The organism is Hyphomonas sp. L-53-1-40, assembly GCF_000682775.1.
Taxonomy (GTDB): Bacteria; Pseudomonadota; Alphaproteobacteria; order Caulobacterales; family Hyphomonadaceae; genus Hyphomonas.
In genome coordinates, this window is the sequence record NZ_AWFI01000018.1 from 76,869 (window position 1) to 89,396 (window position 12,528).

Here is a 12,528-nt window from a genome sequence, read left to right on the forward strand (position 1 = left end):
CCGTGTTGCGTACATTTTATTCGGCGGGAGCCATTGGACCAAGTCCGCCATCTTTGCTCGTGCCAATCAATTCATCCTCGTCGATTGTCACTTCTCCGCTATAGGTCTCACCGATCTGGCGGAAAGGCTTGCCGCCCCAGGTCCAGCGGAAGATCCGGCCAATCTCGACACCGACTGCATAAAGGGCAGGGACCATCAACAATGAGACAAAAAGCGCGAATGCAACAGCTGCGCCCAATGACACAACCATCGGTTTGAGGAATTGTGCCTGAACGGATTTTTCTGCAATCAGTGGCAGGATGCCGACAAAGGTGGTGACGGAAGTCAACAGGATGGGCCGGAAGCGGGATACGCCCCCATCGACCAGCGCCTGAACGGCACCTGCGCCTTCATCCCGCCGTCGATTCACATAATCGATCAGGACGAGATTGTCGTTGATCACGACCCCTGCGGCTGCAGCAATGCCGAAGAACGAGAACATGGCCATCGGTGTATCAAATATCCAGAGCCCGAAGACTGCTCCGCAATAAGCAAAGGGCAGGGCCATCATCAGCAGCAGTGGCTGAGCGTAGGACCGGAAAGCCACTGCCAACAAGATGTACATCGCGCCGATGGCAATCAGGATCAATCGACCAACTTCTTCCATGAACTTCTGTTCTTCTTCGATGCCGCCCGCCACGCCGCGCTCGACATCCGGGAAGGTCTTCTCGAAGTCTGGCCAGAAATTTTCGTCCATTGAGGCCATGATCTGGTTTCGCCCACCGTCGCCCAGCACTTCAGAATACACTGAGACTGACCGGGTGCGATTGCGACGAACGATGCGGTTGATCCCTGGTGCGTAATCGAAGTTTGCGACCTGGGTAACCGGAATTTCGCGACCATCGGAAGTGCGAACACGAAGAGAATTCAGGCTGTCCAGATTTTCCCGGGCCGATTCCGGCAAGCGGACCATGACGCGGACATCCTCGCCATCTCTCGGCAGGCGTTGGGCTTCTTCGCCATAATATGCCTGCCGGACCTGGTCGGTGACGCTGGCCAGCGTGATGCCGAGCGTTTCCGCGCCCGGTTTCAGCGAGATACGAATCTCTTCAGCGGCTGAGGAGAGGTTGTCTCCAATATCGTAGGCGTTGGCATAAGTTGCCAGGTGCTCTTTAACTGCGGCAGCCGCTTCACGCAGACGGTCCAGGTCTTGATGGTTGAGGGCAAAGCGCACGCCGCTCTGTTCATCATTGAAGGTGAAATCGAAATTGATTTCTTCAGCATCCTGAATATCACCGACATTCAGGCGTAATTGTTCGGCTATATCCTTGGACCGCAATCCGACAGGCCGGTCTTCGGGTGGCAAGACCCCAATCCAGGCATTGACGCGCGTCCCGGACGCAACGACAGCGGCATCCTTGATCAGGCCACCCTCTATGTTCGGATATTGTTTGATCGATTCCGCCATCGTAACGTCGATACCGGCTTGCAGCTGGTCGCGGATCTGTTCGAGGCGGGTGTATGGCGTACCGTCTGGCATATCGATTTCGACCCGAACAAGGTCTGCTTCGATTTCCGGCATGAATTTGAAGGGTACGATGCCCATACCTGTGATCCGTGTCGCCAGGAAAAACAGGCAGAAGAAGAACATGACGGTGGCATAGCGGTAGCGGATCGCCAGTTCGAGGAAGGGTTTGTAGAGGTTGTTGGCAAACCAGAGCAGGCTGTCTGCAATCGAGTGCTGCAGCTTCAGCAATTTGCCAGACGGGCCGTCGAAGGACTGGCGCTTCATATGTGACAGATGGCTCGGCAGGATCAGCATGCACTCGATGATCGAGAAGATCAGGGCCGCGACCACGACGAATGTGATTTGCTGGGTAAACATCCGGGTCGGGCCGCTAATGAATGCCCACGGCAGGAAGGCGATGATCGTGGTCAGAACGCCGAACACGACCGGTTTGAGCACGAGTTGCGTGCCGACAATGGCAGCGTCCAGGCCTTCGCGCCGTCCGCTTTCGATCTCGCGGTGAATATTCTCGCCGACTATGATGGCGTCATCCACGATCACCCCGATCACCAGCAAGACAGCGAACGTGGAAAGGATGTTCCAGGAAACCCCGAAATAGGGGAGGAGCAAAATCCCGCCCGCAAAAGCGGTGATAATTCCGATCGTGACCCATAGGGCCACAGTTGGACGCAGGAACAGCAGCAGGACCAGCATGACGAGAACGGCCCCGGTCAATGCAGATTGCTGGATCAAATCCATACGGGCATTGAAAGCCACGGAATCGTCAAACAGAATGTCGATCTTCACGGCTTCCGGGAGGATGCCGTTGGAAGGGTCATTGGCGCGGTCCACATATGCCTTGATGTCGTCAGTATATTCGACAATGTGCATCGTGTTCGGCTGGGGAACCTGCACGAAGACGGTTGGCTCGTTATTGTATGTGGCCTTGAACTTGTCTGTTGCGAAGCCGTCATCGATCGTGGCGACGTCGGCCACGCGGATAGTGCCCTGTTCGGTCGATTGGCGGATGATGATGTTACCAAATTGATCCGCTGTGTCGGCCAATTGCCGAGCCGTGATGGCAACGTCGCCGGTTGAAGATTCAATTCGGCCGCCTGACGAGTTCAGCGAGGATTGGCGAATAGCGCTGGCCACATCACTGAAGCTCAGCCCGTATCGGCGCAATTGCTCTTCCGATACTTCGATGTTGACTTGTTCGTCGATAACGCCGCCCAGCTGCGCCAGCTCACCCCCGTTAATGTTGGCAATGTCATCACGAACCCGGTCGCCGACGCGCCGCAGCGTGCGCGCGTCCACATTGCCGTGGACGGACAGGCCAATATAGTTGTTGCGCTGTTCCCAACGTGTCACCTGCGGCTGGAACGCCGCTTGGGGCATATTATTGATCTGATCGACGCGAATTTTCACATCATCCAGAAACTTGTCCATGTCGACATCGTCGCGACCCTTGATGTTGACGACACCAAGGCCTTCATTCGCGATCGAGGTGATCCGGTCGAGGCCGTCAATGTCCGCGACAGCCTCTTCAATACGTGTAACGATCTGGTCTTCGACATCCTGTGGCGAAGCGCCATTCCAGGTAACCGCTACCGAGGCACCCGTGATGTTCACCACAGGGAACATCTCCTGTTCCATCTTGGTGTAGCCGAAGACACCGCCCGTGAAGGCGACAATCATCAGAAGGTTCGCGGCAACGGCGTTACGGGCGAACCAGGCGACAATCCCGCTCATTGGGCTGCTCCATCACCTGTGGTCGACGCGATTGCTGCAGGCTCGCCGGTGCTGGATGATTCCTCGGTCCGCTTGGGCTCGTAAACCTTGATGGAACCATCTTCCATCCGTTGCATGACGGTGATGCTCATACCTTCGAAAGGGGCCTGGATCGGGCTGGTAATGGCCAGTTCACCGGGCTCGACGCCCGAGGCAAGATAGGCTCCATCAGGATCGGAGTAGATCAGCTTCACCTGGCGGATCGCCAGCTTGCCTTCGTCCGGCAGGCCGACAAACAGGCGATCATCTCCGCGCAGAGCGCCGCGTGGTGCGATCAGCACGTTTTCGACTGTTTCCCCCTGAATGATGGCGGTAACGAAAAGGCCGGGTGCCATGGGTGCGTCGCCATCGGCGCCAGCGCCGTAAGGATCCTGAAGCTCGGCTATGACATTGATCTGGCGGGTTTGCGAATTCACAGCAGCGGCTGTCCGGACGACCTGTCCCTGCCATTCGCGCTCAACGCCGCCAACCGTGGCGCGGAAGGTCACATCCGGACCTGGCTGCGCCTCGCTGGAACTGAAGGCGAGGGGAAGACCCAGACGTCCCATTTCGGCGTCCTTGAGCGGTAGGGCGACTTCAACAACATCATTGGCAAAGATCTGGCCAAGTGATTGGCCGACAGAGACGACTTGACCAATATCGACATTGCGTTCGCGCACGCGGCCGGCAAAAGGTGCGTAGACGGCCGTTCGGTCAAGCGCCAATTGGGCGTCTTTCAGTTGGGCTCTGGCGGATTCCAGCGCTGCCCGGGCGCCCGCCAGCTGAGGTTCGCGGCGGGCGAGGGGAGAGGCATCGGAAATACCGAGGTCCTCGATGTCCTGCCGCGCCAGATCGGCTTCGGCCTCTTCGAGGGCAAGGGCCTGCTGGGCGCTGGCCACGGTAGACTGGGCGCGTACAACTGCCAGTTCATAGTCAGCCGCCTCGACACGGACGAGCAGCTGACCCTTATTGATGAAGCCGCCATCGATGAAGTCAGGAGACACGTAGGAAATCCGGCCGGAAATTTGCGGAGCCACGATGATCTCGCGCCGCGGTTTTACCTCGCCTTGCGATTCCACGACGAGCGTCAGGTCGCCCTGACGAACGGGTTCTGCAAATACATTCAGGCCGGCGCGGGCTTCCTCGGCCTTTTCAGGTTTGGGTTTGATCGCAGACAGAGCGACCACGCCGCCGATACCAACCACGGCGAGGATCCCGATCGGAATCAAAACTGAAATGAGGCGTCCCATGACTTATTCTCCTGCCGCTATTCTGCGGCGCTTTCTTGCGGGGCTTGAACGGTGGTCGAGGCAGTCTGTACGGGCAGGCCACCCCCAAGGGCTAGATGGTAGGAAATCCGGTTCGAAGCGCGCGATGCACGCGCGGAAACCAACTGGCTCTCAGAAGTGAGACGCCGGGTCTGGGCATCGATCAGATTGAACACGGTGATCGTACCACTTGTGTACTGGCGCTCGGCCAATTCTTCGGCAAGGCGAGCTTCTTCCAAGGCGCGCAATTGCGCATCTTCTTGCAGGGCGAGATACGTGTCGGCTGCGATAGCGTCCTCGACTTCTCCCCACGCCGTCAGAGCGATGCCAGCATAGCTCGCAATCGCTGATTCTGCTTGCGCGACGGCGGCATCACGCTGGGCGTCCAGGCGTCCACCCGTGAACAGCGGCTGGATCAAGCTTGCCACAAGTCGGGCGGCGATCCGCTCTGGATCGACCATGTCGGCAAATTCGGACTCGCTGGTAGAGATAGAGCCGGTGAGGCGCAGAGCGGGCAGCATGGCGAGGCGCGCTTGTTCCGCGCGCAGGCCTGCGGCTACGATACTCGCTTCGGCGCTGGCCACATCCGGGCGACGCGATAGCAGCAGCATTGGATTGCCTTCTACGACCAGCGTTTCCAGCACCGGCAATTCAGCCGTGGCTTCGATTTCGGTTGCCGGATAGCGGCCTAGCAGGATTTCCAGTCGACGTGCAGCCTCACCTGATTGCTGACGGCGTTGCGCAATACTGGCTTCTGCGCCAGCAAGTGCGCTGCGTGCGGTGCGCACATCCAATGCTTGGGCCAGTCCGCGCTGGAATCGGCGCTCTGTCAGAATGCGAACCCGGTCGCGTGCTTCGTAAGTCAGTACCGCCACGCGCTCCTGCGCCAGGGCGGCGTTCAGATTGATCCAGGCGATGGCAGTTTGAGCGGCAACAGACAGCTCGGCGGCGGCAAAGTCGGCTTCGCTTGCGGCTAGGTCTGCTTCTGCTGCGGCGACACCGCGTCCGAGCCGGTTCCAAAGGTCGGCTTCCCAACTCGCATCGAGGCCCAAACCGTAAATGCCGTCCGTCGCGCGATCAAGATCACCGCCGACTTCAAAGGAATTGGATGTGACGCCGGTGCTGATGGTGCCGTCAACATTGACGGAACGTTGTGAACGGGCAGTGCGGATTGAAGCAGCAGCTGCCCGGACAAGTGCGGCGCGTGATTCAAGCGTGGGGCTATTGGCCAAAGCCTCCCGCACCAGACTTTCCATGACCGGATCGCTGAACTGGCTTAGCCAGTCGCCGGTGGTCGCCTGACCAGCAACTCCCGAAGCCGCCCAATCCACCGGAGCATCAGGCGCGATTGCAAAAATTTCCTCGCGATTTCCATCAATGCCGGGAAAATTTGCCTGCGATGTTGCGCAGGCCGCAAGAATTGCCGGGGCTAGTAGTAGAATTGATCGTGTCATGCCGTCGGCAACGCTCCCTTTTCCAGACGTCGGATACGCCCGCTCTAGTCGACTGTCAATGATAAATTATCGTTTTTCAATAATTACATTTAGTTGCACAAATGCCGCTTGTGGTAGTGATACGTCGTGAAGGGCTTGGCAGATGTCTGGTTGCGTATTAGCGGCTTCGAGACCTGAAGTCTTTGAGTAGTTAGTTAACAGGAGCATGAATGAGCGAAGGCATGTCAGCCGACGCAAAACAGTCCGCTCGTAGCGCCCTTTCGCGGCGCGCGAGAGACTTTATCACGCTTGTGTGCTGCTTCGGTTCTATCCTGCTTTTGATGTGGATTACAGGCGCAATTGGCCTGATTGAGGCGATTGCCGCCCTGCTGGTGGCCATGTCCGTCGCCACAGCCATCTTCGTCGGAACCGCCACTATCCTTCCCATCAGTCCGCGGCTCTCGGTTGAACCAGCGCTCGTTCAGCCGAATATTCAGGAATCGGCCATTCTTCTGGATGCTCTTCCGTTGCCAGCTTTCGAGATTGATGACGAGCAACGAATTGTCACGATGAACGAAGAGGCGGAGTTCATTCTGCGGCTCGATGGGCGTGTAAACCCTCGCGCCAGTACTGTCATCCGGTCGCCGGGGCTGCTTTCCGCGATCGAGAATGCGATCCATACTGGCACGGTCGAGCCGATGGCTGTGGAGGTTGAGAGCGGGCCGGACGAGACGTGGCGGGCCCACGTATCACGGCCCGGTCGGGCGCGGCGGACACTCGTCGTTCTGGAAGATCTCACTCCTGTGCGCCGCGCCGCGCGGGCGCGATCGGACTTTCTGGCCAATGCGAGTCATGAATTGCGCACACCGCTGACCGCGTTGTCAGGCTTTATCGAGACGATGCGGGGCCCTGCCAAGGATGACAAGGATTCCTGGGACCGATTTCTGGCCATCATGGCCGGTGAGACCGAGCGCATGTCGCGATTGATCGCGGATTTGCTCTCCCTGTCGCGGATTGAGTCTTCTGAGCATGTATCGCCGCGCGAACGCGAGGAATTTCGGGACATTGTCTCCGATGCCACACATGCTTTCAGTGCTATTGCAGCGGAGAAGGGGGTACGGCTGGTGGTTCAGTCGGATGATGGGCCCATGCCGGTGATCGCCCACCGCGACGAAATGATTCAGGTCGCGGAGAATCTCGTTTCAAACGCCCTGAAATATTCAAAGGAAGGCGGACAGGTAACCCTGAGCTTTGGTATGGCGTCCGGTATGGCCGAAGCACGCTTGAAAGCGGGGCAGACCTGGGCCAGCAGCGAGCGCATGACCTTGTTGCCCGCGTCAAGCCGGCCAGGCACGCAGGAGCGCGCCATCTGGATGCGCGTAGAAGATCAGGGACCGGGGATCGAGCGTGAACACTTGCCGCGTTTGGGCGAACGCTTTTACCGCGCCGATCAGAGCCGGGGGGGCAAGATCACCGGCACAGGGCTCGGCCTGGCCATTGTGAAGCATATCATGGCCCATCATCGCGGCGGATTCTCGGTAGAGACGCGCATTGGCGAGGGGACGGCTTTCGGAGTCTGGTTGCCTGCTGCGCGCGAGGATGGTTTGTCCGACTAGTCGCGTGCGCGGCGCGCCGCATCAAACCAGTCGGTCACCATATTGCCTGGCAAGGCGTGCAGATCATGCAACCAGTTTGGCAGATTCTGCAGGGCGCCTGCAGTGTCTTCCCAGCGACGCAAATTTACGTCAGCGGCAATCTGAAATGCATCGCGCAATTTGTCTTCGGTCATCGGAGTCGCCATGCCTTTGGGCGCCATGACCGACATGCTTTTCTGAGTGGCAATCAGGGTTTCGAGCGTCGCAGCTGTCATGGACAGGCCCGCGCGCCACGGAGTTAGCCAGAGTTCAAGCATTGCAATACCTCACATTCTTACAACAGACATAGGGCTTAATGCTGCGCTGCACAACAAATCCCGTGCCATTGCGTAATTCATGCCCTGTTTCCGCCACAGCGGAATGCGACTAGGATTTGCATAATGCCTGCCGATACGCTCCCGCCGAATTTCGTGCCATCCCCCGCCCGGGGCAGGGTGTTGGTATTCGATTCGGGCATGGGCGGTCTGACCGTTGTGGAAGAAATACGCGCCTTGGGACCGGCGCTTGGCATCCATTACGCTGCAGACTCTGCCTTTTTCCCCTATGGTGAGAAGTCCGATGAAGCCTTGCAGGCGCGTTTGCCGGCCGTTGCCAAGGCGCTGTGCGATAAAGTCAAGCCGGATGTCTTTGTGATTGCCTGCAACACAGCGTCGACTCTGGCTCTGCAGGACGTGCGGGCTGCTCTGGATGTTCCGGTTGTTGGAACAGTACCGGCTATCAAGCCAGCGGCTCAATTGACCCAGACCGGCACTATCGGTTTGCTGGCAACGCCCGGAACGGTCCGGCGTGCCTATACGGCTGAACTCATTTCCAATTTTGCGCGAGATGTCGACGTTGTGATGCATGGCAGTATCGAGCTGGTGAAACTCGCAGAGGCGCATGCGCGCGGCGAGGATCTGCCGATCGAAGCCTTCGAGGCAGCCCAGAAGCCTCTGTTCGACGCTCCGGGTGGGGACCGGATCGATACGGTCGTATTGGCGTGCACGCATTTCCCGCTCGTGCGGGCGCAATTGGTGGCCAGTGCCCCGCGGCCTGTCAGCTATATTGACTCAGGAGCGGCGATCGCGCGCCAGACCATCCGTGTGCTTCCGCCAGAGACTGAAGCGCAGGGAATTGGGGGCCATGCGTGGCTGACCTCGTTGCCTGAAGACGTGCCAGATCTGGCGCTTGTCCTCAGGCGGTACGGGTTTCCTAACGTTCAGCGTGTGCCGGACGCACCTATAGAGATCACTTCTGCGCCGACCGCATTGTAGAGGCTTGGCCAAGGCGCGTCGTGAACGCGGGCGACCAGAGTTTCCCCGAAGCCATTGAAGCGACTGGACATGGCCCGGCCATAGGCTCCCAGATTTCCGAACTCCAGATAGTCACCTTCCGCGAGACCGGCGGGCGGTGGAATCGCAAGTCGGGCCGTACACGGTGTACTCAACCAGGCGGCCGAGCGCGCGCCCGTTGCTTGGCAGCGCCCGCATCGGGAACGACCAGCGCTCGTGAACCGCATCATAGAGGGCACCATAGGAGCCGTCATTGATATAGATCGCGTCATCCTTCACCAGCTCAATTCGGGCGAGCAGGCTTTCCGATTCGGCAACCAGCGCGCGGCCGGGCTCACACCACAACTCAGCGTTTTCAAGAACGAACATGTTCTCGAAGGCCTGCTCCACCATCGCCGCATAGTCTTCCAGCGATGGCGGAGGATTGTCCGCATAGATCGAAGGGAAGCCACCACCGACATCCACGATATCAACCGTGACCGAAGCCGCGATGATGATGCGGGACACATCGGCCATAGCTGTCCACCAGGCGGTGGGCTTCATCGCCTGACTGCCGACATGGAAGGATACACCCAGCTCATCCGCATAGCGGCGGGCTTCGCGCAGGATCTCGGTCGCGTCTTCTGCACTGGCGCCGAATTTACCTGCCAGCGGCAGAGCGGCGCCGTCACAGGATACAGCGATCCGTACGATGATCGTGAGGTCCTTGGCGTAGCCGGTTTCCTCGAGGATCTTGTGCAGCTCCTGCATCGTGTCGGTGACGAAGATTCGTACACCAAACTCATGATAGGCGCGCTGGATGGCGCGGCGGTTTTTCACAGGGTGCAGGAAGGCCATGCGGGCGCCCGGGAATTTGCGATGGATCAGTTCGATCTCTGGCAGCGATGCCGTATCGAAACTGCGTACGCCAGCTTCCCAGAGGGCTTCGAGCACATGCTCGCCGGGGTTTGCCTTTACGGCATAGAATGGCTCGCCAGGAAACTTTTCCTTGAACCATTTTGCGGCTGCAGTGACCCGCTCAGGGCGGAAACACCATACCGGCAGATCGGGCTGCACATCGGCAACAATATTATAGGGGGTAGCATAGGAGTGCATGACACCTAACCTCCAAAGGGCTTTTAACCAGCTTTGGGCGTTAGTACAGGGGGCCCCCAGTTTAAGGGTTGGCCCAGATGTCCGCCACATCGATTTCGAGGGGCGATGTAGGGGACTCTTTTCGGGCATGCAAGCAAAAATTTCGGGCAGTCTGATATTTTTGTCACCCACACATCACATTGAACGGGTAGGGACCTTGCTTTATGGGCATCAGGCCGGGTGCCAACGCCCCACAGCCAGATGTCGTTCGCCGGAGCCATGATCGCATGACAGCCAGAATTGGCAGTATTCTTTTCACCCTCGTGCTTGTGTTCTCGGCTGGGTGCGGTCGGACTGACCTGTCTGATCTGGACACGGGGGACACCATCCCGCCGCCGCCTGTCAGTGCAGATGGCACGCACAAAATTCGCATTGTCGGTTCCTCCACGGTCGCGCCGTTTGCAACAACCGTTGCGGAACGTTTCGGAGCGACCACGCGCTATCCGACGCCCATAGTGGAAACCACAGGGACGGGCGGGGGCTTCAAGACATTCTGTCAGAAAATCGGACCGGATCGTCCGTCGATCTCGGACGCCTCACGCATCATCACTGAAAGCGAACAGGCGCTGTGTGCCGAGAATGGCATAACCGAAATAACGGCCTTGTCGGTCGGGTTCGATGGGATCGTACTGGCCAATGCTCGTCAGGCTCCGACGCTCGACCTGACGAAGGAGGGAGTGTTCCTCGCGCTTGCGGCTCACATTCCGGATGGGCAGGGCGGTTTCCGGCCCAATCCCTACAAGAACTGGTCCGAAATCAGCCCTGACTTGCCTGACGAGCCAATCATGGTGCTCGGCCCGCCGCCTACATCTGGTACGCGGGACGCCTTCACTGAGCTCGGCATGGAACAGGGCGCGCTCGCCTTGCCGGAATTGGTGGCGTTGAAGCAGGCTGACCCGGCAGCCTTCCGGCTGCGCACGCATACGATCCGTACCGATGGTGCTTGGATTGACCTTGGTGAAAACGATACGGCGATCATCCAGTCGCTGATCAAGACACCTACTGCTGTGGGCGTGTTGGGTTATTCTTTTCTTGAGCAGAATGGTGATCGCGTGAAGGCGGCACATCTGGATGGCGTACCGGTGACCTTCGAGGCCATTGCGTCCGGCGAGTATGGCTTATCGCGCAGCATGTACATCTATGTGAAGAACCAGAATATCCCGCTCGTACCGGGCCTGACCGAATTTGTTCAGGAATTCGTATCAGACCGCGCAATGGGACCGGATGGCTATCTGCTCGAAAAGGGCCTGATCCCGTTGCCGGATGATTTGCGCATTGCCGAGCAAGAGGTGGCCCGACAGCTCGCGACAAGGGTTGTCCGCGATTAGCTATAGGCTGGGCAAGGTCGGCTTCTTCCGGCGGCGCAGCCTGATCTTTTGCCAGAAGCGCTTGCGGGCAGGGGCTGGCAGCGGCTGCAAATTCTCGATGAAGGCTTCGGCGCAGGCGCGCCAGCTGTATGTCTCGGCATAAGCGCGGCACGTGTCGCGGCTGAGCGATAGGCAGGCGACAGCACCTTCGGCAAGATTGCCGCCAGCAGGTGTAATCGTCCCGGCATCGGAACCCGGGATAACATCGCGCGGACCGGTCGCATCATAAGCCGCAACTGGTGTACCAGACGCCATCGCTTCCAGCACGACAAGTCCGAATGTGTCTGTCATGCTCGGAAAGACAAAGACATCTGCGCCAGCATAGCAGGTCGCGAGTTCTTCATTGAACTTTGCGCCCAAGAAGACGACGTCTTTATAGCGTTTCTGCAATTCCTCGCGCTGCGGGCCATCGCCAATGATCACTTTCGTGCCCGGCACGTCCAGCTCGGCGAAGGCTTCGATGTTCTTCTCCACGGCGACGCGGCCAACATTCAGGAAAATCGGGCGCGGCAGGCCTTCAAAAGGGTCGCCCGGCTGACCTTCCTCGATGCGGCGCTCCGGGTTGAACAAGTTTGTGTCCACGCCCCGGGTCCATGCGACGAGATTGATAAAGCGCTGGGCCTCCAACTCCTTCACCATGGAGGGGGTCGGCACCATGACCTTGCCGGAATACTTGTGAAACCAGCGCACGAAGGAGTATCCAGCCCGGGCCGGGACCGGCAGTCGCGCCGATACATATTCCGGAAATCGCGTGTGATAGGCGGTCGAAAAGGGGTGTTTGACCATGAGGCACATGGCGCGGCCGGCCATGCCGAGTGTGCCTTCGGTCGCGATATGGATGGCATCCGGTTCGAATTCGTGGAACCGGTCCTCGATCCGGCGCCGGGCGAACAGGGCCAGTTTGATCTCCGGATAGGTTGGCAGTGGCATTGTCCGGAAACCCTGGCCGGGATGAACGATCTCCCAGACATGGCCCATAGCCTCGGTTTCTTCGATCACGCGCTTCATTGTGCGCACGACGCCATTAACCTGAGGATCCCAGGCGTCCGTAACGAGCATGATGCGCATGTGCGCTCCTTCAACAGCCTCAGCCAGTCCCGCGCCAATGTGGCCGTGTTGGTGCACTGCGTAAAGAGGCCGGGAT

General features: G+C 58.8%; 9 protein-coding genes. 3 read left to right on the forward strand and 6 right to left on the reverse strand.

Annotation, left to right across the window (positions count from 1 at the left end; genetic code table 11):
• Positions 1–16 precede the first annotated feature (16 nt).
• From L53_RS13440 to L53_RS13450, 3 genes are read right to left on the reverse strand one after another with little or no spacing between them, the layout of a single operon-like run.
• Positions 17–3,238: an efflux RND transporter permease subunit gene (locus L53_RS13440; RefSeq protein ID WP_034816511.1), complete on the reverse strand. Its 3,222-nt coding sequence runs from the start codon at positions 3,236–3,238 to the stop codon at positions 17–19.
• A complete protein-coding gene (locus L53_RS13445; RefSeq protein WP_034816513.1) occupies positions 3,235–4,506 on the reverse strand; it encodes an efflux RND transporter periplasmic adaptor subunit in 1,272 nt (423 codons plus the stop codon). Before L53_RS13445 ends, L53_RS13440 begins: the two co-directional genes overlap by 4 nt.
• A 17-nt stretch (positions 4,507–4,523) precedes the next feature.
• The gene (locus L53_RS13450) at positions 4,524–5,978 is read right to left on the reverse strand and encodes an efflux transporter outer membrane subunit (protein WP_051607967.1); all 1,455 of its coding nucleotides are present in this window, start codon (positions 5,976–5,978) and stop codon (positions 4,524–4,526) included.
• A 209-nt stretch (positions 5,979–6,187) separates the two neighbouring features.
• Here L53_RS13450 and L53_RS13455 point away from each other — a divergent pair, with 209 nt between their 5' ends.
• Entirely contained in the window at positions 6,188–7,573 is a 1,386-nt protein-coding gene (locus tag L53_RS13455; RefSeq protein WP_051607968.1) for a cell wall metabolism sensor histidine kinase WalK, read from the forward strand.
• Here L53_RS13455 and L53_RS13460 read toward each other — a convergent pair.
• Entirely contained in the window at positions 7,570–7,869 is a 300-nt protein-coding gene (locus L53_RS13460; RefSeq protein WP_034816515.1) for a hypothetical protein, read from the reverse strand. The two genes, L53_RS13455 and L53_RS13460, sit on opposite strands and share 4 nt — an antisense overlap.
• A gap of 123 nt (positions 7,870–7,992) precedes the next feature.
• Between L53_RS13460 and murI the strand changes: the two genes are divergently transcribed.
• Entirely contained in the window at positions 7,993–8,865 is an 873-nt protein-coding gene (gene murI / locus L53_RS13465; protein ID WP_051607969.1) for a glutamate racemase, read from the forward strand.
• A gap of 111 nt (positions 8,866–8,976) precedes the next feature.
• Here murI and L53_RS13470 read toward each other — a convergent pair whose 3' ends face one another.
• On the reverse strand, positions 8,977–9,978 hold the full coding sequence (locus L53_RS13470; protein WP_051607970.1) for a decarboxylase: 1,002 nt from the start codon (positions 9,976–9,978) through the stop codon (positions 8,977–8,979).
• A 266-nt stretch (positions 9,979–10,244) separates the two neighbouring features.
• On the opposite strand from L53_RS13470, the gene L53_RS13475 reads away from it, so the two are divergent.
• On the forward strand, positions 10,245–11,345 hold the full coding sequence (locus L53_RS13475; RefSeq protein WP_034816760.1) for a substrate-binding domain-containing protein: 1,101 nt from the start codon (positions 10,245–10,247) through the stop codon (positions 11,343–11,345).
• Here L53_RS13475 and L53_RS13480 read toward each other — a convergent pair whose 3' ends face one another.
• Positions 11,346–12,452, reverse strand: coding sequence for a glycosyltransferase family 1 protein (locus tag L53_RS13480; RefSeq protein ID WP_034816518.1), 1,107 nt, complete (start codon positions 12,450–12,452; stop codon positions 11,346–11,348).
• Positions 12,453–12,528 lie beyond the last annotated feature (76 nt).